The following is a 22,718-nucleotide window of genomic DNA, read 5'->3' on the forward strand; positions in this document are numbered from 1 at the left end:
CCATGACCGACACGGACACACGGATCCAGCCGAAGAAGACCGGGCTGACCCGCCGGCAGAAGCGCCGGCTCTCGCGCGCGGCGCAGTACGCCGTCTTCGTCGCCGCGGTGATCGCCTTCGCGGTCACCGCGGACTGGGGCCGGCTGCAGAACCAGTTCGCGCAGGCCCACATCGCGAGGCAGCTGTTCCCGGACCTCATCACGGTGGCCCTCAAGAACACCGTGCTGTACACGCTGTCCGGCTTTGTCGTCGGCCTGGCCCTGGGCATGGTCATCGCCCTGATGCGCCTGTCGTCGGTGGGGCCGTACCGCTGGCTCGCCGGCATCTACATCGAGATCTTCCGCGGTCTGCCCGCGCTGCTGATCTTCATCTTCGTCGGTGTCGGAGTGCCGCTGGCCTTCCCGAGCATCCAGTACCCGGGCGGCACCTACGGCAAGGTCGCCGTCGCCCTCGGACTGGTCTCCGCCGCCTACATGGCCGAGACGATCCGCGCGGGCATCCAGGCCGTGCCCAAGGGGCAGACGGAGGCGGCCCGTTCGCTCGGGTTCTCGCCGGCCCGGGCGATGATCTCCATCATCCTGCCGCAGGCCTTCCGCATCATCCTGCCGCCGCTGACCAACGAACTCGTCCTGCTCTTCAAGGACTCCTCACTGGTGCTGTTCCTCGGCGTCACCCTGGAGGAGCGCGAACTGTCGAAGTTCGGCAACGACCTGGCCAGCTCGACCGCGAACTCCACGCCGATCCTGGTCGCGGGCCTGTGCTATCTGCTGATCACGGTCCCGCTCAGCCTCGTCGTGCGCCGTATGGAATCCAAGGCCCTCAAGGAGATCCGGTGACCCAGCCCGAGATCCGCGTCCAGGACCTGCACAAGTCCTTCGGCGACAACCACGTCCTGCGCGGCATCGACCTGGAGATCGGGCACGGCGAGGTCGTCTGTGTCATCGGCCCCTCCGGCTCCGGCAAGTCCACGCTGCTGCGCTGTGTGAACCTGCTGGAGGAGCCCAGCACGGGCGAGGTCTTCGTCGGCGGCACCGAGATCACCGACCCGGACGTCGACATCGACGCCGTACGCCGCCGGATCGGTATGGTCTTCCAGCAGTTCAACCTCTTCCCGCACCTGAACGTCACCGAGAACCTGACGCTCCCGCAGCGCCGGGTCCTTCGGCGGGACAAGGCGCAGGCCGCGCGGATCGCCGCCGAGAACCTGGCCCGCGTCGGCCTGTCCGAGAAGGCGGACGCCTACCCGTCCTCCCTCTCCGGCGGCCAGCAGCAGCGCGTGGCCATCGCCCGCGCCCTCGCCATGGGCCCCGAGGTGATGCTCTTCGACGAGCCGACCTCCGCGCTCGACCCGGAGCTGGTCGGCGATGTGCTCGCGGTGATGCGCAGGCTCGCCGAGGAGGGCATGACGATGATGGTCGTCACCCATGAGATGACCTTCGCCCGCGAGGTCGCCGACCGGGTCGTCTTCATGGACGGCGGCGTGATCGTCGAGGACGGCACCCCCGACCAGGTCATCGCCCGACCCCGGCACGAACGCACCCGCCACTTCCTCTCCCGCCTCCTCGACCCGGCGATGGCCGAAGTGGAGGAGGGGACCTCCGACCAGGTCGGCAAGCCCGCGCAGTAGCTCATTAAGGTGCAGTACATGAGCGATGGCGCGGTGCTGCATGTGAAGGGGCGGGTCCTGGTCGGGCCCGAGGACGTCCGTGACGAGCTGTGGGTGGTCGGGGGGCGGGTGTCCTACGACCGCCCCGCCGGCGCCCGTGACATCACCACCGTGACGGGCTGGGCGCTGCCCGGACTGGTCGACGCGCACTGCCATGTCGGCCTCGACGCGCACGGCCCGGTCGACGCCGACACCGCCGAGAAGCAGGCGCTCACCGACCGGGAGGCGGGCGCCCTGCTGCTGCGGGACGCGGGCTCGCCCTCCGACACCCGCTGGACCGACGACCGCGCCGACCTCCCGAAGATCATCCGGGCGGGCCGGCACATCGCCCGTACCCGCCGCTACATCCGCAACTACGCCTGGGAGATCGAACCGGACGACCTCGTCGCCTACGTCGCCCAGGAGGCCCGGCGCGGCGACGGCTGGGTCAAGCTCGTCGGCGACTGGATCGACCGCGACCTCGGCGACCTGTCCGCCTGCTGGCCGCGCGAGCCGGTCGAGGCAGCCATCGCCGAGGCCCACCGCCTCGGCGCCCGGGTCACGGCGCACTGCTTCGCGACGGAGCCGCTGCGCGACCTCGTCGAGGCCGGCATCGACTGCGTCGAGCACGCCACGGGCCTGACCGACGACCTGATCCCGCTCTTCGCCGAACGGGGCGTCGCCATCGTCCCGACCCTCGTCAACATCGCCACCTTCCCGCAGCTCGCGGCCGGCGGCGAGAGCAGGTTCCCGCGCTGGTCCGCGCACATGCGCCGGCTGCACGACCGCCGCTACGACACCGTGCGCGCCGCCTACGACGCCGGCATCCCGGTCTACGCCGGCACGGACGCCGGCGGCTCGCTCGCCCATGGTCTGGTCGCGGGCGAGGTGGCCGAACTGGTCACCGCCGGCATCCCCGCCGTGGCCGCCCTGTCGGCGACGACCTGGGGCGCCCGCGCCTGGCTCGGCCGCCCGGGGCTGCAGGAGGGCGCGCCTGCCGACCTGGTGGTGTACGAGGGGGATCCGCGGGCCGACGTACGGGTGCTGGCGGCGCCGCGCCGGGTGGTGCTGGAGGGGCGGATCGTGGAGTGATCGAGGCGTAAGGGAACGCATGTGCTTCACGATTCGAAGAGATGTGCCGATTCTCCTCGATGGAGTGAATGGGTCGAGGAACGCTGACCGTTCACCCGCAACGCGTACAAGGTTGACGGGTCCCACGCATGTTCCCATTGGGGGTCCCACCGCCTTGAACAGCAACAACTTCCGTATGCCCGCCCGTCGTCTCGCCACCGCGCTGACGGTCACCGCCCTGGCCGCCGGTCCCGTGGTCCTGGGCGCGGGCGCCGCGCACGCGACCGGTGACCACGGTCGCGCCTCCGCCGTCGTCCTGCGCACCGGGCTCGACGTGTCCCTGCTCAACAGATCCGTCGACGTCCCGCTCGCGCTCTCCCTCAACGAGGTCCAGGCACCGCAGAGCGCCGACAGGACCGCGCTGTCCGCCCGGCTCGACGGCGTGGCCGGCGGCAAGCCGTTCACCGTCCTCGGCGCGGATGTCGCCGCCGCGAAGGCCACGGTGACGGCGCGGCGCGCCGAGGGCTCGGTCCGGCTCGTCCACGCCCGGCTGCACGTCCCCGGCCTGCCCCTGCTGTCCCTGATCGAGGCCGACGCGGTCACCGCGAAGGCGACCTGCGAGGTCGGCAAAGCGCCGGCCGCCTCGGCGAACGTCCTCGGCGCGGTCACGGTCCTCGGCAAGCGCGTCACGCTCACCGCCGGCGGCCCGACCGAGGTGAAGGTGCCCGGCGTCGGCGAGGTCCGCCTCGACCTCGCCCGGCACAGCACCACGACCCGTACGGCCGCCGCCACCGCGCTCCAGCTCAAGGTCTCCGTCAACCCGTTGAAGCTCAACGTTGCCGACGTGGAAGGAACGGTCACCCTGGCCAAGGCGACCTGCGAGTCCCCGACGGTCCCGCCCACCGGGCACCCGGTGCCGAGCCATGACCCGGCCGCGGGCGCGAAGCCCCAGGGCGGGGTGTCGAAGTCCGACCTCGCGGAGACGGGCAGCAGCTCCGCGACCCCGTACATCGCGGGCGGCGCGCTGGCGCTGGTGCTGGTCGGCGGGGGAGCGGTGACGGTGGCGCGCCGCCGCAGGCACTGACGCTGTGCCCCAGCCGCTCCCTGCCCGGCCGTCCCACCGGGCGGGGAGCGGCCTTTCGAGCCCCGGCTAGCCGAGGGCAGCCCGGCTACCCGAGGCGGCCCGGCTACCCGAGCGCGGCCGACAGTGCCTTCAGGAAGCCGTTCACCGTGCCACGGTCCCGTACGGCGACCCGCACCCATTCCTCGCCGAGACCCGGAAACGTGTCACCCCGCCGCACCGCATAACCGAGCTCACGCAACCGTCGTCGTACAGCGGCCGCCCCCGGCATACGGACCAGCACGAACGGCCCCTCCGCCGGCTGCACCACCCGCACCCCGCGCGAGGCGAACTCCGCCAGCCCCGCCACCAGATGTGCCCGGTCCGCCGCGCCGCGATGCGCCGCGTGCCCGGCCTCCGCCAGCGCCCGTGACCTGACACACGCCTCGGCCGCCGCCAGGGCCGGCGTCGACACCGGCCACAGCGGCTGGGCCCGCTCCAGGTCGGCGATGATCTCCGCGCAGGCCAGCACATACCCGATCCGCAGCCCGGCCAGCCCCCATGTCTTGGTCAGACTGCGCAGCACCACCAGCCCCGGCACATCCGTCCGTCCGGCCAGCGCCTCCCGCTCACCCGGCACCGCGTCCATGAACGCCTCGTCGACCACCAACACCCGCCCGGGACGGGCAAGTCGGGCAAGTGCGCCTGCCGGGTGCAGCACGGACGTCGGGTTCGTCGGATTCCCGATCACCACCAGATCGGCATCCTCCGGCACCGCCGCCGGATCCAGCCGGAATCCGTCCTCCGCCCGCAGCAGCACCCGGTCCACGGTGTGCCCCGCGTCCCTGAGCGCCGCCTCGGGCTCGGTGAACTGCGGATGCACCACGACCGGCCGCCGTACCTTCAGCGCGCGGGCCAGCAGCACGAACGCCTCCGCCGCGCCCGCCGTCAGCAGCACCCGCTCCACCGGCAGCCCGTGCCGCGCCGCCACCGCCGCCCGCGCGGCCCGCCCGTCCGGGTAGGCCGCGAGGGACGACAGCGAGGCGGCGATCTCCTCGCGCAGCCACGGCGGCGGTGTGTCCGCGCGCACGTTGACGGCGAGGTCGGTCAACGCGGCCCCCTCGTCCCGTACTTCGGCGTCCCCGTGATGCCGCAGATCGTGCCCGGACCCGCCGGTGTCCTCAGTGCGCATGGCTGTGTGCGTGCCCCCCGTGATGGTGGTGCCCATGGCTGTGCTGGCCGTCGTCGTCCGGGTGGAAGTGCGGCTGCTGCGGCAGCCCCACCTTGTCCTCGAAGCCCGGCAGCGCGATCCGGTACACGCACGAGTCGCAGTTCATCCGCAGATCGCCCTTGACGGCCTCCTCGTACCGCTCCATCACCAGGTCCAGCAGCTCCGGCTCGGGCCCGATGACATCGGCCGACCGCACCTCGGTCTCCGGGTGCGCGGCGGCCCACCCCTCGGTCTGCTGCCGCACCCGGTCCGGCAGGATCCCGGTGAACAGGAAGTACGGCAGGACGACGATCCGGCGCGCCCCGAGCGCCACGCACCGGTCCAGGCCGCTCGGCACGTCCGGTGCCGCCAGCGACACGAACGCCGTCTCCACCCCGGCGTACCCCCGGCCCTCCCACAAAAGCCGCGCCGCCTTGTACACCTCGGCGTTGGCGTCGGGGTCCGTGGAACCGCGCCCGACGAGCAGCACGGTCACGTCCGCCCGGTCCTCGGGCGTGCGGACCGTACCCCCGAGCGCGTCGTCCAGCCGCCGCTCCAGCACGTTCAGCAGCGCCGGGTGCGGGCCGAGCGGGCGGCCGTAGGTGTACGAGATGCCCGGGTGCCGTTCCTTCTCGCGGGCCAGCGCGGCCGGGATGTCGCCCTTGGCGTGCCCGGCGGACACCAGCATCAGCGGCACCGCCGCGAACCGGCGTACGCCTCGCTCGACCAGCTCGGCGACGGCGTCGCCCAGCGGCGGCGGGGACAGTTCGATGAAGCCGCCGGCGACGGGCAGGTCGGGGTGGCGGCGCCCGAGTTCCCGGACGAAGTCACGGAACGCCTCGGCGCCGGCGTCGTCACGGGTGCCGTGTCCGGCGATGAGCAGGGCGGGCGGGGTGGTCACGGGGTCTCCTCAGGTGAAACGGGGTGGTACAGCAGGGCGTTGAGCGCGGCGGCGGCGACCGCCGAGCCGCCCTTCTCGGACACGTTGCTCACGGCGGGCAGCCCGCTCGCCCGCAACGCGGCCTTGGACTCGGCCGCGCCGACGAAGCCGACGGGCAGGCCGATGACGAGCGCGGGCGAGGCGTCCAGGGTGAGCAGCTCCTCCAGCGCGGTCGGCGCACAGCCGATCACCCAGAGGGCGCCCGGCCCCACCTCCTCGTAGGCGAGCCGGATCGCGTGGGCCGAACGGGTGAGACCCGGGCCGGACACGGCGTCCTTCAGCCGGCACACGGTCTCGCGCCGCGTGATCCCGGCCGCGACCATCTCCACGTCCACCACGACCGGCGCCCCGGCGTGCAGCGCGGCATGCGCCGCCAGCAGGTCGTCCTCGTCGGTCACGAGGTCGCTCGCGTACTCCAGGTCGGCGGCGGAGTGGATCACCCGCTCCACCACCGCCCGGGTCAGCGGCGCGAAGTGCGAGGTGTCCAGGCGTGCGCGCAGCCGCCGGAAGGACTCCTGCTCGATGGGATGCACGATCCGGTTCACCGGGTCTCCTCCTGTCCGCCGTCCTGCCAGCGGTAGCCGCGCGGGGTCACCATGCGCCCGGCGATGATCCGGGTCGCGGTGTTGCCCACGGTCACGACCGTCATCATGTCCACCGTCGCCGGGTCCAGTCCGGCGAGCGTGGTCACCCGGCTCGCCTCGTCCGGCCGGGACGCGTTGCGGACGACGCCGACGGGCGTCGTCGGCTGCCGGTGCTCGGCGAGGATGCCGAGCGCCTTGGGCAGCTGCCAGTCGCGGCCCCGGGAGCGCGGATTGTAGAAGGTGACGACGAGGTCCGCCTCGGCCGCCGCCCGCACCCGCCGTTCGATGACCTCCCACGGCGTATGCAGATCGGACAGGCTGATCGACACATGGTCATGGCCGAGCGGCGCGCCCAGGATCGCCCCGGCGGCCAGCGCCGCCGTCACGCCCGGCACACCGACCACCTCGATGTCGTCGGACGCCTCGGCCAGCGCAGGGGAGGCCATGGCGTACACGCCCGCGTCCCCGCTGCCGATCAGCGCCACCGCATGCCCCTTGCGGGCCTGTGCGACCGCCGTACGGGCCCGCTCCTCCTCGGCGCCGAGCCCCGACTCCAGCACCCGGGTGCCGGGCCTGAGCAGATCGCGGATCTGGTCGACGTACTGGTCCAGCCCCACCAGCACGGAGGCGCGCCGGAGTTCGGCCGTGGCGCGCGGGGTGAGCAGGTCCCGGGCGCCGGGTCCGAGCCCGACCACCGCGAGCCGCCCGCGCCCCGGACGCCGTACGACGGCACAGGTCGCCATCGCCGGCTGCCCGTCGGCACGCTCGGACTTCCGCTTGGGCACGAGCAGTTCACCGCCGCGCACCAGGGCGGCCGCCTCCGCCACGGACGGGGTGCCGACGGCCGCGAGGGGCGCGTGCGAGGGGTTCGGCACCCCGACCGCCGCCAGCTCCTCGGCGGAGTACGTCACCAGGGGCACGCCCAGCCGCTCGGCGGCCGCGACGATGCCGGGCTCCGCCGCCTTGGCGTCCACCGTGGCGAGCTCGGCCACGGACCGCACCGAGAGCCCCGCCTCCCGCAGCGCCTCCTCGACCAGCCCGAGAACCTCCGCCTGCGGCGCACCCTTGGACGCGCCGACCCCGACCACCAGCGACGGCGGCCGGAGCAGCACCTCACGCTCGCCGGGCACGACATCCCGGTCGGTGAGCCGGACGGTGTACGCCCCCTGCGGCGAGGTCGGCAGCGGCGGCAGCGGCCACGCCACCTCGGCCTCCAGGGCGACCGGTTCGCCGTCCAGCAGGGCGCGGGAGACCAGGGCGACCGAGCCCTCGCAGGGCAGTCCCAGCATGTCCAGGCCGACCAGCCCGACGGAGTCCGTGGCGGTCGTCACCACCGGCTCGGCACCCAGCAACTCACCCACCGCCCGGGCGAGTTCGTTGGCGCCGCCGCCGTGCCCGCCGACCAGCGAGACCGCGAACCGGCCGCCCTCGTCCACGCACACCACACCCGGGTCGGCCGTCTTGTCGCCGAGCAGCGGCGCGACCAGCCGTACCGTCGCGCCCGTCGCCAGGAAGCACACCAGCTGCCCGCACTCGGCGAACGCGGCCCGCACCGCCTCCCCGACGGGACCCTCGTACACCCGCGTCCGGTCCGGCCAGGCCGCGGCCAGCCGGTCCCGCGCCGCCGCCCCCGCCGCGGTGGCGGAAATGAGGCCGATCACTCGTCAACTCCCTTACTGGATGCCGGGGTTCGCACACCCCAGAGCAGAAACACAGGATTGGTCGCCGCGAGCCGGGTCACCTCGCCCGGCAGCGGCGCCAGCCGCGAGGACTGCAGCAGCACGCCGTCGCAGGTGAACCCGGCGGAGGTGAGCGCCGCACGCGCCGCCGGCACCCGGTCGAGGGCGGCCATGGCGACGACCACGGCCCGCCGCGCCCGCCGGGCGCAGGCGCCCACGACGGCGGGCAACTCACGCCCACCGCCGCCGACGAACACGGCGTCGGGGTCGTCGGCGAGACCTGCCAGCGCCTCGGGCGCCGAGCCGTGCACCACCCGCACATCGACCCCGTGGGCGCCGGCGTTGGCGCGGATCCGCTCGACGCCGTCGGCCGCCTTCTCGACGGCGACGACGGCCGCGCCGAGCCGCGCGCACTCCACCGCCACCGAGCCCGAGCCGGCGCCCACGTCCCACACCAGGTCGCCCGGCCGGGGCCCGAGCCGGGCCAGCGCCAGCGCCCGCACCTCGAACTTGGTGATCATCGAGTCCCGGTGCGCGAACGCGTCCTCCTCCAGCGCCCAGCGCGCCGGCCGGTCCGCCGCGCCCGCGACGGTACGCACCGCGCCGAGCGCCCGCGCCTCGTCCAGGCACAGCACCACGCTCACCGCCGTACCCCAGTCACGGGCCGCCGCCTCGGCGGGCGTCACCCGTTCCACGCGCTCGCGCCCCGGATCGCCGAGCGCGCTCGCCACGATCAGGACGCGGTCCGCTCCGAGGGCGGCGCCCAGCTCGGCGGGCCCGGCCCCCGGCCCCGTGAGCACGGCCGCCTTCGGGTGCGCCCGGCACACATTGACGGCCGTCCGCAGGTCCCGGCCGTGCGCGCTCACCACGACCGCGTCGTCCCAGGGCAGCCCGATCCGTGCGAACGCCGTCGCGACGGAGGACACTCCCGGCCGTACGTCCAGCCGCTCGGCACCGAACCGCTCGGCCAGCGCCCGTACGATCCCGAAGAACCCGGGATCCCCGGAGGCCAGCACGACGACGTCCTTGTCCGCATACCCCGCGATCGCGTCCAGCGCCGGGGCCAGCGGCCCGAGGACGATCCGCTCGGCGCCCTCGGGCAGCCGTACCGCGTCCAGGTGCCGGCGCCCGCCGACCACCAGCGCGGCACCCGCGAGGACGTCCTCGGCGACCGGGGCGCCCGTCCCGGCGCCGACGACCGTGATCAACTCTTCGCCCGCTGCTCGCGCAGGGCCCGCCGGGCCTGCGGGTCGGCCTTGCGGTACTCGTGGAAGTGACCCGGGTGGTAGAGGTGCGAACGCGTCCCGTGGGCGTCCAGCGCCGGGCCGACGAGGAAGAGCGTGTGCTTCCAGAGCCTGTGCTCCTTGACCGTCTCCTCCAGCGTGCCGATCGTGCACCGCACGACCAGTTCCTCCGGCCAGGTCGCCTGGTAGGCGACGACGACCGGCGTGTCCGTCGGGTAGCCGCCCTCCAGCAGCTCGCGCACCAGCTGCCCGCTGCGCGCCGCCGACAGGAAGACCGCCATCGTGGTGCCGTGCCGGGCGAACTCGCGCACCTCCTCGCCGGGCGGCATCGGCGTCTTGCCGCCGCCCAGCCGGGTGAGCACGACGGACTGCGCGACCTCGGGAATGGTCAGCTCGCGCTGCGCCAGCGCGGCGACGGCGGAGAAGGACGAGACGCCCGGTACGACCTCCGTCGCGATCCCGATCTCCGCGCACCGGTCCAGCTGCTCCTGCGTGCCGCCCCACAGCGCCGGGTCGCCCGAGTGGATCCGCGCCACCCTCAGACCCTCGGCGTGGGCACGCCCGTAGACGGCGACGACGTCCTCCAGGGACATCGCCGCCGAGTCCAGGATCTCCGCCTGAGCACGCGCGTGCTCCAGGACCTCCGCCTGGACCAGGCTCGCCGCCCAGATCACCACGTCCGCCTCCGCGATCGCGCGGGCGGCACGGAACGTCAGCAGATCGGCGGCGCCGGGGCCGGCACCGACGAACGTCACCTTGCCGGTGGGGGCATCGGCCATGGGAAGGGTCCTCTCCTGCGGAAGCGGGTCCGGAAGCGTCCGGGGGCGTTGGGCGGCGTTCGCAGGCGTTCGGAAACGCCGAAGACGCAAGTCGGAATCGGTGAAATGTCAGGGTCTGGGGGAGTGTGATCGGCGCCGGATGTGCGCGAACGTGCCCCGATCGGATAGCAAGGGCCTATGGCGGTCTTCGTCGCGCTCGGCGCGTTCCTGATGACGCTGGCCGGCGGCTGGACGGCACAGCGCGTGACCGACCGTCGGCACCTGGTCCTGGGCCTGGCCGGCGGTCTGATGCTCGGCGTGGTCGGCCTGGACCTGCTGCCGGAGGCGCTGCACGCCGCCGACCGCGAGATCTTCGGCGTACCCGCCGCCCTGCTGCTGTTCGTGGCCGGATTCCTGCTCGCCCACCTGGTGGAGCGCACCCTGGCCGCGCGCCAGGCGGCCCACGGCGGCGCCGAGGGACCGGGCCACCGGGCGCCCGAGGTGGGTCTGGCGGCCGCCGCCGCCATGGTGGGGCACAGCGCGATGGACGGCGTGGCGATCGGCGCCGCCTTCCAGGTCGGCGGCGGCATGGGCACGGCCGTCGCGCTCGCCGTGATCGCGCACGACTTCGCCGACGGCTTCAACACCTTCACCATCACGAGCCTGTACGGCAACGCCCGCCGGCGTGCCATCGCGATGCTGGTGGCCGACGCCTGCGCACCCCTGGCGGGCGCGCTGTCGACCGCCTTCTTCCACATCCCCGAGGCGGTCCTCGGCGGCTATCTCGGTCTTTTCGGCGGCGTACTGCTCTACCTCGCCGCCGCCGAGATCCTGCCCGAGGCCCACCACGAGCACCCCGCGCGCTCCACCCTGCTGTGCACGGTGGCGGGCGCGGCCTTCATCTGGCTGGTGGTCGGCCTCTCCGGCGGTTGATCCGGCCGGCCGTCCCGGCCGGGTCACAGTTTCCCGCCCCGGCCGCCGTCCCGGCGCGGCGGCGCGATCAGCGTCGACAGATACGGCAGCGGCGTCCCGTCCAGCTCGGCGGCGGGCCGCACCGACTCCTCCGGCAGGCCCAGCGCCGAACCCCACACGGCGTCACCGAGCCGACCGGTCTGCGCGAGCGCCTCGGCCACCTCGGCGGCCTGCCGCCCGAACTTGTACGCGACCACGGTCCCCGGTCCCGCCAGCGCCTCCTTCAGCACCGCCGACCCGGCCGTCACCGGCACCAGCGTCAGCGGCTCGGTGCCCTCCGTCAGCACGGCACCGGAGCGCGCCGCCAGATCCTGCATGGCCGTGATCCCGGGCACGGTCTCCACGACGACACCCGGCACCAGCTCCACGAGCGTCTGCGCGAGATACGTGAACGTCGAGTACACATTCGGATCCCCGATGGTCGCGAAGGCGACGGACCCATGCCGCTGCAGCAGCTCCGCGACCCGCTCACCGGCCGCGTCCCAGGCCGCCTCCCGGCGCGCCCGGTCACTCCGCTCGTTCAGCGCGAACACCACCCGGACGACCTTGTCCTCGGGCACGTAGTGCAACACGGTCGCCTCGGCGCGCCCCCGCTCCCCGGTGTCCATGACGGGGACGACGACGACATCGGCCGCGCGCAGGGCGTTGACCCCCTTGACGGTCACCAGCTCCGGATCACCGGGACCGACCCCGACTCCGACCAGCCTGCTGCTCATGACGTCCGGCACCTCTCCACGAACCGATGGGCGACACCGGGCTCGGACGCCCAGTGCGTGTGCAGATAACTCGCGTGCACACCCTGCTGTACGAAACCTTCGAGCCGTCGCACGGGCGTCCGCACCCCCCACGCCGGAGCGGTGCCGGCGCCGGGCTCGACCACCGTGCGATGGAACTCGTGCCCCCGCATCCGCGTCCCCGCGACGGCCAGCACACTGTCCCCGACGGCCACGGCGTCCCGGTAGCCCAGGGTGAGCCGTTCACCCATCCGGGCGGCGGCGTCGAGCACCCCGCACATGGGCTTGCCGTCCAACTCCCGGCAGAGGTACAGGAGTCCGGCGCACTCGGCGGCAACCGGCGCGCCCCGCCCCGCGAGTTCGGCGACGGCTCTGCGCAGGGGCTCGTTGGCGGACAGCTCACCGGCGTACACCTCGGGGAAGCCGCCGCCGATGACCAGACCCGCCGTGTCCTGCGGGAGTTGCTCATCACGGAGCGGATCGAAGGCGACCACCTCGGCTCCGGCGGCGGTGAGGAGCTCGGTGTGCTCGGCGTAGGAGAAGGTGAAGGCGGGGCCACCGGCGACGGCGACGACGGGCGCGCGCTTGTCGGCCGACCGGGTCGATGGGTCGGCCGGCCTCTCAGCCGACCGAGTCGGGTGGTGGGTGGGCGAGGCGGGGGTCCAGGGGGCGGAGCCCCCTGGGACGGCACCGGCGGTCCGGGCAAGCCCCTCCAACGCCGCCAGGTCACAGCCGTGGGCCACCTGCGCCGCCATCGCGGCCACGGCCTCGACCGCCTCACCGCGCCGCTCGGCAACCGGCACCAACCCCAAATGCCGCGACGGCGTCTCCACCGGCGCTGCCCGCCGCAGTACACCCAGCACCGGCACACCGGCCGAATCGAGCGCCTCCCGCAGCATCTCCTCATGCCGGTCGGAGCCGACCTTGTTCAGGATCACGCCCCCGACCCGCACCTGCGGATCCCACGAGGCGAACCCGTGCACCAGCGCCGCCACCGACCGCGACTGCGACGACGCGTCCACGACCAGCACGACCGGCGCCCCCAGCAGCTTGGCGACATGGGCGGTGGAGGCCAGCTCACCTTCCCCCGCCGCCCCGTCGTACAGCCCCATCACGCCCTCGACCACGGCCAGATCGCACCCGCGCGCCCCGTGCAGGAACAGCGGAGCGACCAGCTCGGGCCCGCACAGATAGGCGTCCAGGTTCCGCCCGACCCGCCCGGTCGCGAGCGCGTGATACCCGGGGTCGATGTAGTCCGGCCCGACCTTGTGCGGGGACACGGCGAGCCCCCGCGCGGCGAACGCGGCCATCAGCCCCGTGGCCACGGTGGTCTTGCCGCTGCCTGAGGAGGGCGCGGCGATGACCAGCCGTGGCACCGACGACATCACCACTCGATGCCCTTCTGGCCCTTCTGCCCCACGTCCATGGGGTGCTTGACCTTGGACATGTCGGTGACGAGATCCGCGAGGTCGACCAGCTTCTCCGGCGCGTTACGGCCGGTGATCACGACATGCTGGGTACCCGGCCGGTTCCGCAGCACGTCCACGACCTCGTCGGTGTCCACCCAGCCCCAGTGCAGGGGATACGCGAACTCGTCCAGCACGTACAGCCGGTACGTCTCGGCCGCCAGGTCCCGCTTGACCTGCTCCCAGCCCTCCCGGGCCTTCTCCTCGTTGTCCATCTGAGCGTCCCGCTGGACCCACGACCAGCCCTCGCCCATCTTGTGCCAGTCGACGCTGCCGCCCTCTCCGGAGGCGCCGAGCACCCGCAGCGCGTTCTCCTCGCCGACCTTCCACTTCGCCGACTTGACGAACTGGAACACCCCGATCGGCCACCCCTGGTTCCAGGCCCGCAGCGCGAGCCCGAACGCGGCGGTGGACTTGCCCTTGCCGATCCCGGTGTGCACGACGACCAGCGGCCGGTTCCGTCGCTGACGGGTCGTCAGACCGTCATCGGGTACGACACTCGGCTGTCCCTGCGGCATTACGCGGCCCTCCTCGACGTCCCCTGCACATCCCTGACCAGCCCGGCGATCGAATCGGCGCGCAGCTCGTCCAGCGTGACGGCGCTGCCGCCCAGCTCGCCGGCCAGCTGCCCGGCGAGCCCGAGCCGCACCGGCCCCGACTCGCAGTCCACGACCACGGACGCGACCCCCTCGGCCGCGAACAGCCGCGCCGCCCGCCCGGCCAGCGCCACCGGCTCCGTCCCACCCGTCACCCGACCACCACCCCGGCCGGAGGCGCTTCGCGCCGCCCCCATGCCCGTGGCCCGCCCGTCGGTCACCACCACGACCAGCGCCCTGCGCGCCGGATCCCGCAGCCGCTCCACCCGCAGCACCTCGTGCGCCTTGAGCAGCCCGGCCGCGAGCGGCGTACGACCGCCCGTCGGCAGCGACTCCAGCCGTACGGCGGCCGCGTCCACGGACGAGGTCGGCGGCAGCGCGACCTCCGCCCCCGCCCCCCGGAAGGTCACCAGCCCCACCTTGTCCCGACGCTGATACGCGTCCAGCAGCAGCGACAGCACGGCACCCTTCACCGCGCCCATCCGCTGCCGCGCCGCCATCGACCCGGAGGCGTCGACGACGAACAGCACGAGGTTGCCCTCGCGGCCCTCCCGGGTCGCCTGCCGCAGATCGTCCCGGCGGATCACCAGCCCCGTCCCGGACCGGCCGCGCGCCCGCTGATGCGGGGCCGCCGCCTGCACGGTCGCCGCCAGGTGCAGCTTGGTCAGCGTGCCCCGGGGCCGCCTGGCCCCGGTGGTCCGCCCGTGCTCGGTGCGCGCCCGCGACCGCCGTCCGGCTACACCCTCGCCGATCCCGGGCACGCTCAGCACCTTGGTGCGGAACGGCTCGGCGGCCCGTGCGGCCGGCTGCTCCCGCGCGCCGGACGCCTGCGGCTCCCCGTCCTCCCCGGCCTCGGGCCGCGCGGCGGTGTCGCCGCCGCCCTGCGGGCCGGAGTCGGGCTGCGGCTGACCGCCGCCCCCACCCGGTCCGTCCGGATCGGGATCCTCGTCGCCCTCGGAGTCGTCCCCGGCGAACTGCTCCAGCGTGTCGTCCAGCTTGTCCTCGTCCAGACCGGGCGCGTCGAAGGGGTTGCGGCGCCTGCGGTGCGGCAGCGCCAGCAGCGCGGCCTGGCGCACATCCTCCGCCAGCACATCCGTCCGCCCCGCCCACGCCGCCAGCGCGGTCGCCGTACGCGCCATCACGATGTCGGCGCGCATGCCGTCCACCTCGAAGGCCGCGCAGGTCGCCGCGATCTGCCGCAGCGCGCCGTCGCCCAGCCGGACCTCGGGCAGCAACTCCCGTGCCGCCACGATCCGTTGCCGTACCCCGGCCTCCTCGGCCGCCCAGCGGGCGGCGAAGCCGGCCGGATCGTCGTCGTACGCGAGCCGCCGCCGTACGACCTCCACCCGCTGGTCGGGCTCGCGGGAGGCGGCCACCTCCACCGTGAGCCCGAACCGGTCCAGCAGCTGCGGCCGCAGCTCGCCCTCCTCGGGGTTCATGGTGCCCACGAGCAGGAAGCGCGCCGCGTGCCGCACGGAGACGCCCTCGCGCTCGACGTAGGACGCGCCCATCGCCGCCGCGTCCAGCAGCAGGTCGACCAGGTGGTCGTGGAGGAGGTTGACCTCGTCGACGTAGAGGATGCCCCGGTGCGCGTCGGCCAGCAGGCCCGGCTCGAACGCCTTCACACCCTCGGCGAGCGCCCGCTCGATGTCGAGCGCGCCGACCAGCCGGTCCTCGGAGGCGCCGACGGGCAGTTCCACCATCCGCGCGGGACGCGCCGCACCGGCGCCCGGCTCGTGCGGGCCGTCCGGGCACGAGGGATCCGGGCCCGCCGGGTCACAGGAGAACCGGCAGCCGGGTACGACCGCCACCTCGGGAAGCAGCGCCGAAAGGGCCCGTACGGCCGTCGACTTGGCCGTGCCCTTCTCGCCGCGCACCAGCACACCGCCGACCGCCGGGCTGACCGCGTTCAGCAGCAGCGCGAGCCGCAGGTCGTCCTGACCGACAACGGCCGTGAAAGGAAAGGGAGTTGTCACTGGTCGTCGCCCTCCAAGTCGCCCTCGAGCTCGAGGTAGGTGGCGCGCAGCCGCTCCAGCGTGTCCGCGTCCGGCTCGGCCCACAGGCCCCGGTCCGCCGCCTCCAGCAGGCGCTCGGTGATGCCGCGCAGCGCCCACGGGTTGGACTGCTTCATGAAGTCCCGGTTCTCCGGGTCGAAGACGTACTCGGCGCTGAGCTTCTCGTACATCCAGTCGTCGACCACGCCCGCCGTCGCGTCGTAGCCGAACAGATAGTCCACGGTCGCCGCCATCTCGAAGGCGCCCTTGTAGCCGTGCCGGCGCATGGCCGCCATCCAGCGCGGGTTGACCACCCGGGCCCGGAAGACGCGGTGCGTCTCCTCGCCCAGGGTCCGCGTCCGCACCTGGTCCGGGACGGCCGAATCACCCACGTACGCCTCGGGGTTGGCGCCGGTCAGATGCCGGACCATGGCGACCATGCCGCCGTGGTACTGGAAGTAGTCGTCCGCGTCGACCAGGTCGTGCTCGCGGGTGTCGACGTTCTTCGCCGCCACCGCGATCCGCTTGAACGCCGTCTCCATGTCCCCGCGCGCCGCCCGCCCGTCGAGCCCGCGCCCGTAGGCGTAGCCGCCCCAGACGGCGTACACCTCGGCGAGGTCGGCGTCGGAGCGCCAGTTGCGGGCGTCGATCAGCGGCAGCAGACCGGCGCCGTACGCGCCGGGCTTCGAGCCGAAGACACGGGCCGTCGCGCGCCGCCGGTCACCGTGCTCGGCGGTGTCCTCGTCGGCGTGGGCCTTGACGAAGTTGCTCCCGGCGGGCTCGTCCAGCTCGGCCACGGCCCGTACGGCGTCGTCGATCAGGCCCACGACGTGCGGGAACGCGTCCCGGAAGAACCCGGAGATGCGGACCGTGACATCGATGCGCGGCCGGCCCAGCTCCGTCAGGGGCACGATCTCGAAGCCCGTCACCCGGCGCGAGGCGTCGTCCCACACCGGTCGGCAGCCCAGCAGCGCCAGGATCTCGGCGATGTCGTCGCCCTGGGTGCGCATCGCGGACGTGCCCCAGACCGTCAGACCGACGGACTTCGGGTACTCGCCGGTGTCCTGGAGATAGCGGTCCACCAGCGAGTCCGCCAGCGACTGTCCGACCTCCCAGCTCAGCCTGGACGGAATCGCCTTGGGGTCGACCGAGTAGAAGTTACGGCCGGTCGGCAGGACGTTCACCAGGCCCCGGGTCGGCGAGCCCGACGGACCCGCCGGGACGTAACCGCCGTCCAGGGCCCGCAGAATGTGCCCGATCTCGTCGGTGGTGCGCGCGAGCCGCGGTACGACCTCGTCGCATGCGAACTCCAGTACGGCGACGCCCTCGGGGAGTTCGGTACCGAGCACGCCCCGCAGGACGGCGGGGACGATCGCACGGTCCCACTCCCGCGCCTCCAGCCCTTCCGCGATCCGCCGGCACAGCTGCTCCAGCAGGTCGATCGCGTCGGCGGCCGTCCGCGACGGGCCCTCCACCAGGTCCGTCAGCTCCACCGGCACCTTCACCGGCGCGCCCGGCTCGGCCAGCAGCTCCTTCTCGGTCAGTCCGAAATGAGCGGCCAGCGCGGCCCGCAGCCCCGGCAGGGCGTTGGCCTGCCCGCCCCACACCTGGGACGCCCGCAGCACCGCCAGCACCAGGTTCACGCGCGGCTCGCCGACCGGGCCGCCGCCCAGGATGTGCAGTCCGTCGCGGATCTGGACGTCCTTGATCTCGCACAGATAGCCGTCGATGTGCATGACGAACTCGTCGAAGTCGTCCTCGTCCGGCTGCTCGTCCACATGCAGGTCGTGGTGGAGCTCGGCCGCCTTCACCAGCGTCCAGATCTGGGCCCGGACGGCCGGGGCCTTCGTCGGGTCCAGGTCGGAGACGAGCGCGTACTCGTCCAGCAGCTGTTCCAGCTTGGCCAGGTCGCCGTAGGTGTCGGCGCGGGCCATCGGCGGCACCAGATGGTCGACGACCGTGGCATGCCCGCGCCGCTTGGCCTGGGTGCCCTCACCCGGGTCGTTGACGATGAACGGGTAGATGAGGGGGAGATCGCCGAGGACGGCGTCCGGGGCACAACCGGCGCTCAGCCCCAGCCCCTTGCCCGGCAGCCACTCCATCGTGCCGTGCTTGCCCATGTGCACGATCGCGTCCGCGCCGAAGCTGTTCTCCAGCCAGCGGTAGGCGGCCATGTAGTGGTGCGAGGGCGGCATGTCCGGGTCGTGGTAGATCGCGATCGGGTTCTCGCCGAAGCCGCGCGGTGGCTGGATCATCACGACGACGTTCCCGAACTGCAGCGACGCCAGCACGATGTCCTCGCCGTCGACGTACAGGCTGCCCGGCGGCTCGCCCCACGCCTCCACCATGGCGTCCTTGAGGTCCGGATCCAGCTTCTCGAACCACGCCCGGTAGTCCGCCAGCGGCACCCGCGCGGGCGCGGCGGCCAGCTGCTCCTCGGTGAGCCACTCGACGTCATGGCCGCCGGCCGCGATCAGCCGGTGGATCAACTCGTCGCCGCCGGCGGGGTATTCGGTGACTCCGTAGCCCGCGTCCCGGAGCGCGTCGAGCACCCGTACCGCCGACGCCGGTGTGTCCAGGCCGACCGCGTTGCCGACCCGGGAGTGCTTGGTCGGGTACGCGGTGAAGACCAGCGCGACCTTCTTCTCCGCGTTCCGCTTGTGCTTCAGCTGAGCGTGGCGCAGGGCGATTCCGGCCACCCGCCCGGCCCGCTCCGGGTCGGCCACGTACACCGGGACCTCGTCGGGGCCCTGCTCCTTGAAGGAGAACGGCACGGTGATCAGCCGGCCGTCGAACTCCGGGATGGCGACCTGCATGGCCGCGTCCATGGGGGAGAGGGCGGCGTCCGACTCGTCCCAGGTCTTCTTCGACGAGGTGAGGCACAGGCCCTGCAGCACCGGGATGTCCAGGTCGGCGAGGGCGCCGATGTCCCAGGACTCCTCGTCGCCGCCCGCCGAGGCCTGCGAGGCGTGGGTGCCGCCCGCCGCGAGCACGGTCGCGACCAGTGCGTCGGCGGTGCCCAGCAGTTCGTACAGCCCGGCGTCCGCGCCACGCAGCGAACCGCAGTACACGGGAAGGGCGTTGCCACCCTTCGCCTCGATCGCCTCGCACAGGGTGTCCACGAAGGCGGTGTTGCCGCTCAGTTCATGGGCCCGGTAGAAGAGCACGCCCACGGTCGGCCGGCCCGCCACGCGCGCCCGGTCGCCGTGGATGCCGTACTCCGGCATCTTGCGCGGCTCCTCGAAGCCCTCACCGGTCAGCAGCACGGTGTCGGACAGGAACCGGGACAGCTCCAGCAGGTTCTCCGGGCCGCCCTCGACCAGGTACTTCAGGGCCTCGGCCACCACACCGGCCGGCACCGACGACTCGGCCATCAGCTCCGCGTCCGGCACGGCCTCGCCGCCCAGCAGCACGGCGGGGATCCCGGCCGCCTTCAGCGCGGCCAGCCCCTCCTCCCAGGCGCGCTTGCCGCCCAGCAGCCGTACGACGGCGAGGTCGGCGCCGTCGAGCAGCCCCGGCAGCTCCGCGGCGACGTCCACGCGGGTCGGGTTGCCGATGCGGTAGTCCGCGCCGGAGGCACGGGCCGCCAGCAGATCCGTGTCGGCGGTCGACAACAACAACACTGTCCTCATGCAGGCGCTCCCGGTGGAATGAAAGGCAGTCCTTGCGGCGCGCCCGACTCGATGAGCCGCCACAGCGCGTCCGTGTCCGCGTGCTGTTCGATCAGATCGCCGAGCCGGTCGAGCTGCTGCTCGCGCAGCGCGGCGAAGGAGGTGTCCGGCGCGGGCACGAAGCGGCGGCCCGCGGCGGCGGCCACCTCGCGCAAGAAGGCCCGCCGGAAGCCGTCCGACTCCAGTGAGCCGTGCCAGTGCGTGCCCCAGGTGTGGCCGACCCGGCAGCCGTCCAGGAAGGCTTCTCCGCCGGTCACTTCGGCGACCCCGTGGTGGATCTCGTATCCCTCGACCCGCTCGCCCAGGGCCTCGCCGGCCGGCCGGGTCAGGGTCTTCTCGCGGGCGAACCGCACCCGTACGGGCAGCACTCCGAGCCCGGCGACCTCGCCGGCCCGCGACTCGACCTCGTCCTCGATGTACTCGCCGAGGATCTGGAAGCCGCCGCAGATGCCGAGGATCGGGCGTCCTTCGGCGGCCCTTGTGACGAGCGCGTCCGCGAGCCCACGCTCGCGCAGCCACTCCAGCGCGCGCACCGTGCCCCGCGTGCCCGGGATCACCACGAGGTCCGCGTCCGCCAGTTCCTCCGGGCGGTCCATGAACCGCACCACGACCCCCGGTTCGGCGGCCAGCGCGTCCACGTCCGTGAAGTTGGACATCAGCGGGATCGCGCACACGGCGACGCGCAGCACGTCCTCGCCGACCGGGGGAGTCACCGCGGACTCCCGGACGGTGCCGCGCAGCGAGACCCTCCCCCACGCTCGGCTTCGCTCGCGCGGGGGGACCCCCATCCCGTCCTCCTCGTCGATGCCGAGCCCGTGCCGGAACGGCAGTACGCCATAGGTGTGCCGCCCGGTGAGGCCGTGGAGCATGTCGAGACCGGGCTCCAGCAGGCTGACATCGCCGCGGAACTTGTTCACCAGGAAGCCCGCGATCAGCTCCTGATCCTCGGGCGAGAGCAGGGCGACGGTGCCGAAGAAGGAGGCGAAGACGCCGCCGCGGTCGATGTCGCCGACGACGAGCACGGGCAGCCGCGCGTTCCGCGCGATCCCCATGTTCACGATGTCCGTGCGGCGCAGATTGATCTCCGCCGGCGAACCCGCCCCCTCACAGATCACCGCGTCATACGTGCCCCGCAACTCGGCCAGACAGTCCAGCACCGTGCCGAGCAGCCGCTGCTGCCGTCCGCCGTGATAGCCGCGGGCGCTCAGCTCGCCCACCGGCTTGCCCAGCAGCACGACCTGGCTGCTCTGTTCGCCGCCCGGCTTGAGCAGCACCGGGTTCATCAGCGCGGTCGGCTCGATCCGGCAGGCCTGGGCCTGCATGGCCTGCGCCCGCCCGATCTCCGCGCCCTCGCGGGTCACGAAGGAGTTGAGCGACATGTTCTGCGCCTTGAACGGCGCGACCTTCACGCCCTGACGGACCAGCCATCGGCAGATCCCGGCCGTCACGACGCTCTTGCCGGCGTCCGAGGTGGTGCCGGCGACGAGGAGTCCCCCGTTCACTTCCCACGTCCCTTCAGGCTCTTGACGCTCTTGACGCTCTTGACGCTCGTGACCAGAAGGCGCGCGGCGACCGTGGTGCCGAGCGCGAGCAGGCCGACGCGGCGGGAGAGCCGTACGGCCCGGTCGATGTCGGTGGCCCGTACGGCCCGGCCGGTGTCCCCGCCGAGGACGGGCCGGTGCTCGACCCGGCCGCCGTAGGAGAGCGTGCCGCCGAGGCGGACGCCGAGGGCGCCCGCGAACGACGCCTCGACGGGGCCCGCGTTGGGGCTCGGGTGCCGGTGGGCGTCGGCCTTCCAGGCGCGCAGGGCGCCGCGCGGGTCGGGTCCGGCCGCGGCGGCGAGTACGGCGGTCAACCGGGCCCCCGGCCAGCCGGCCAGGTCGTCGAGGCGGGCGGAGGCCCAGCCGTAGCGCCGGTAGCGGGGGGACTTGTGACCCACCATCGCGTCCAGCGTGTTGACCGCCCGGAAGCCGAGCAGCCCCGGCACCCCGGCGACCGCGCCCCACACCAGCGCGCCCACCACGGCATCGGAGGTGTTCTCGGCGACCGACTCGACCACGGCCCGCGCGATCCCGTCGGCGTCCAGCGCCTGCGGGTCCCGGCCGCACAGATGCGGCAGCCGTGCCCGCGCCGCCTCGACGTCCCCGCGCTCCAGGGCGGCGCCGATGGCGCGGGCCTCGCGCGCGAGCGAAGTGCCGCCGACGACCGCCCAGGTGGCGGCGGCGGTCAGCGCGACGGAAGCGGCGGGGCAGGGGCGTACGGCGCGTGCGGCGACCGTGCCGAGTGCGACGGCGCCGCCGGCGCACACCACGGTGTGCAGGGTGCCCCAGCCACGGTGGTCGTGCCACAACGCGCCGTCCACGGCAGCGGCCGCACGCCCGAACACGGCGACCGGATGCCCGCGACGCGGGTCGCCGAGGAACAGATCACCGAGAAGGCCGGCGGCGGCACCGTACGCGTAACTGCGATCGGCACCCATGGGCTCAGCCGGTCGTGGGCACAGGGGCGGGCCTGGGATGGGTCCTTCGGCAGCCGGGCATGGCGATCGGTGTCCTCACTCAGGGTGTCCGCGCCCTGGTTCGACGAGACGCGGCGGCGAGAGTTCCTGGCTCCCGGGGGTTCTTCCCCGGTGACAGTGGCGGGACCGCGCCGGATTCGCACCGGCTTCCTCTGCTGCCGCCGTACATGGCGGGGGCAGTCCACCACGCGCCCGGAACGGCCGTCAACTTGCCGTTGACCTGCGGGGGGAGAGTGTGCCGATCCCCACATCGCGGGGTGTCCGCGGCCCGCGGGCACGGCAAAGGCTCCCCTCCGCGGGCTTGCGGAGAGGAGCCTTTCGCGGTGCTCGGCGCGTGGCGGTCCGTCAGGCCTTGGCGACGATCAGGAAGATGCCGTACGCCACCGCCGCCGCGCAGGTGGCGAAGCAGAGGTAGGCACCGGTGACGGCGAGGCCGGCGGAGCCGCCCTGTGCGGCCGCCTTCTCGCGTCGGGCCAGACCGCCCACGCCGAGGGTGAACAGGGCCACCAGGGCGACGGTGAACACGAGGCTGACGCCGAAGACGGAGCCGATGGCTGCCCAGTCGATCTTCATGAT

Annotated in this window: 19 protein-coding genes and 1 riboswitch; of the genes, 5 read left to right on the plus strand and 14 right to left on the minus strand. The window is 73.6% G+C overall.

The window, feature by feature from the left end; translation table 11 throughout:
- Positions 1 to 2: 2 nt before the first annotated feature.
- The 4 genes from IE277_RS31810 (at position 3) to IE277_RS31825 (ending at position 3,800) form a co-directional block, all read left to right on the plus strand.
- Complete coding sequence (locus IE277_RS31810) at positions 3 to 836, plus strand: amino acid ABC transporter permease (protein ID WP_189957177.1); 834 nt, start codon at positions 3 to 5, stop codon at positions 834 to 836.
- The gene (locus IE277_RS31815) at positions 833 to 1,627 is read left to right on the plus strand and encodes an amino acid ABC transporter ATP-binding protein (RefSeq protein ID WP_189957178.1); all 795 of its coding nucleotides are present in this window, start codon (positions 833 to 835) and stop codon (positions 1,625 to 1,627) included. The genes IE277_RS31810 and IE277_RS31815 overlap by 4 nt, the downstream gene beginning before the upstream one ends.
- Positions 1,628 to 1,645: 18 nt before the next feature.
- A complete protein-coding gene (locus tag IE277_RS31820; RefSeq protein WP_189957179.1) occupies positions 1,646 to 2,737 on the plus strand; it encodes an amidohydrolase family protein in 1,092 nt (363 codons plus the stop codon).
- Between the two features lie 154 nt (positions 2,738 to 2,891).
- Positions 2,892 to 3,800, plus strand: coding sequence for an SCO1860 family LAETG-anchored protein (locus tag IE277_RS31825; protein WP_189957180.1), 909 nt, complete (start codon positions 2,892 to 2,894; stop codon positions 3,798 to 3,800).
- A gap of 103 nt (positions 3,801 to 3,903) precedes the next feature.
- Here the strand turns inward: IE277_RS31825 and cobC are convergent, their stop codons facing one another.
- The 6 genes from cobC to cobM are packed head-to-tail and all read right to left on the minus strand — an operon-like array spanning position 3,904 to position 10,212.
- Positions 3,904 to 4,968, minus strand: a complete 1,065-nt coding sequence (gene cobC, locus IE277_RS31830) for an Rv2231c family histidinol phosphate aminotransferase CobC (RefSeq protein ID WP_229882110.1) — start codon at positions 4,966 to 4,968, stop codon at positions 3,904 to 3,906.
- Positions 4,958 to 5,887, minus strand: a complete 930-nt coding sequence (locus tag IE277_RS31835; RefSeq protein ID WP_189957182.1) for a sirohydrochlorin chelatase — start codon at positions 5,885 to 5,887, stop codon at positions 4,958 to 4,960. Before IE277_RS31835 ends, cobC begins: the two co-directional genes overlap by 11 nt.
- Positions 5,884 to 6,471 carry a precorrin-8X methylmutase gene (locus IE277_RS31840; protein ID WP_189957183.1) on the minus strand — a complete coding sequence of 196 codons (588 nt, stop codon included), beginning with the start codon at positions 6,469 to 6,471 and terminating at the stop codon, positions 5,884 to 5,886. The genes IE277_RS31835 and IE277_RS31840 overlap by 4 nt, the downstream gene beginning before the upstream one ends.
- On the minus strand, positions 6,468 to 8,171 hold the full coding sequence (gene cobJ / locus IE277_RS31845) for a precorrin-3B C(17)-methyltransferase (RefSeq protein ID WP_189957184.1): 1,704 nt from the start codon (positions 8,169 to 8,171) through the stop codon (positions 6,468 to 6,470). Before cobJ ends, IE277_RS31840 begins: the two co-directional genes overlap by 4 nt.
- Positions 8,168 to 9,397: a precorrin-6y C5,15-methyltransferase (decarboxylating) subunit CbiE gene (cbiE, locus tag IE277_RS31850; protein ID WP_189957185.1), complete on the minus strand. Its 1,230-nt coding sequence runs from the start codon at positions 9,395 to 9,397 to the stop codon at positions 8,168 to 8,170. The genes cobJ and cbiE overlap by 4 nt, the downstream gene beginning before the upstream one ends.
- On the minus strand, positions 9,394 to 10,212 hold the full coding sequence (gene cobM / locus IE277_RS31855; RefSeq protein WP_189957186.1) for a precorrin-4 C(11)-methyltransferase: 819 nt from the start codon (positions 10,210 to 10,212) through the stop codon (positions 9,394 to 9,396). The genes cbiE and cobM overlap by 4 nt, the downstream gene beginning before the upstream one ends.
- A gap of 177 nt (positions 10,213 to 10,389) precedes the next feature.
- Here cobM and IE277_RS31860 point away from each other — a divergent pair, with 177 nt between their 5' ends.
- Positions 10,390 to 11,124 carry a ZIP family metal transporter gene (locus IE277_RS31860; protein ID WP_189957187.1) on the plus strand — a complete coding sequence of 245 codons (735 nt, stop codon included), beginning with the start codon at positions 10,390 to 10,392 and terminating at the stop codon, positions 11,122 to 11,124.
- 23 nt (positions 11,125 to 11,147) lie between these two features.
- Here IE277_RS31860 and cobI read toward each other — a convergent pair whose 3' ends face one another.
- From cobI to IE277_RS31900, 8 genes are all read right to left on the minus strand, one after another.
- Positions 11,148 to 11,879 carry a precorrin-2 C(20)-methyltransferase gene (gene cobI, locus IE277_RS31865; RefSeq protein WP_189957188.1) on the minus strand — a complete coding sequence of 244 codons (732 nt, stop codon included), beginning with the start codon at positions 11,877 to 11,879 and terminating at the stop codon, positions 11,148 to 11,150.
- On the minus strand, positions 11,876 to 13,282 hold the full coding sequence (locus IE277_RS31870) for a cobyrinic acid a,c-diamide synthase CobB (RefSeq protein ID WP_189957189.1): 1,407 nt from the start codon (positions 13,280 to 13,282) through the stop codon (positions 11,876 to 11,878). The genes cobI and IE277_RS31870 overlap by 4 nt, the downstream gene beginning before the upstream one ends.
- Positions 13,282 to 13,881, minus strand: coding sequence for a cob(I)yrinic acid a,c-diamide adenosyltransferase (gene cobO / locus IE277_RS31875; RefSeq protein ID WP_189957190.1), 600 nt, complete (start codon positions 13,879 to 13,881; stop codon positions 13,282 to 13,284). Before cobO ends, IE277_RS31870 begins: the two co-directional genes overlap by 1 nt.
- On the minus strand, positions 13,881 to 15,935 hold the full coding sequence (locus tag IE277_RS31880; protein ID WP_189957191.1) for a putative cobaltochelatase: 2,055 nt from the start codon (positions 15,933 to 15,935) through the stop codon (positions 13,881 to 13,883). The genes cobO and IE277_RS31880 overlap by 1 nt, the downstream gene beginning before the upstream one ends.
- Positions 15,932 to 19,585: a cobaltochelatase subunit CobN gene (gene cobN, locus IE277_RS31885; protein ID WP_189957192.1), complete on the minus strand. Its 3,654-nt coding sequence runs from the start codon at positions 19,583 to 19,585 to the stop codon at positions 15,932 to 15,934. Before cobN ends, IE277_RS31880 begins: the two co-directional genes overlap by 4 nt.
- Positions 19,582 to 21,126 (minus strand): cobyric acid synthase, encoded by a 1,545-nt coding sequence (locus IE277_RS31890; protein WP_189957193.1) that lies wholly within the window; start codon positions 21,124 to 21,126, stop codon positions 19,582 to 19,584. The genes cobN and IE277_RS31890 overlap by 4 nt, the downstream gene beginning before the upstream one ends.
- Positions 21,123 to 22,103, minus strand: coding sequence for a cobalamin biosynthesis protein (locus IE277_RS31895; protein WP_189957194.1), 981 nt, complete (start codon positions 22,101 to 22,103; stop codon positions 21,123 to 21,125). The genes IE277_RS31890 and IE277_RS31895 overlap by 4 nt, the downstream gene beginning before the upstream one ends.
- Before the next feature lie 98 nt (positions 22,104 to 22,201).
- Positions 22,202 to 22,343, minus strand: a riboswitch (cobalamin riboswitch).
- 144 nt (positions 22,344 to 22,487) lie between these two features.
- Positions 22,488 to 22,715 (minus strand): hypothetical protein, encoded by a 228-nt coding sequence (locus IE277_RS31900; protein WP_189957195.1) that lies wholly within the window; start codon positions 22,713 to 22,715, stop codon positions 22,488 to 22,490.
- Positions 22,716 to 22,718: the final 3 nt, after the last annotated feature.

The sequence above is a fragment of the Streptomyces alanosinicus genome, from assembly GCF_014650595.1.
GTDB classification, from domain to species: domain Bacteria; phylum Actinomycetota; class Actinomycetes; order Streptomycetales; family Streptomycetaceae; genus Streptomyces; species Streptomyces alanosinicus.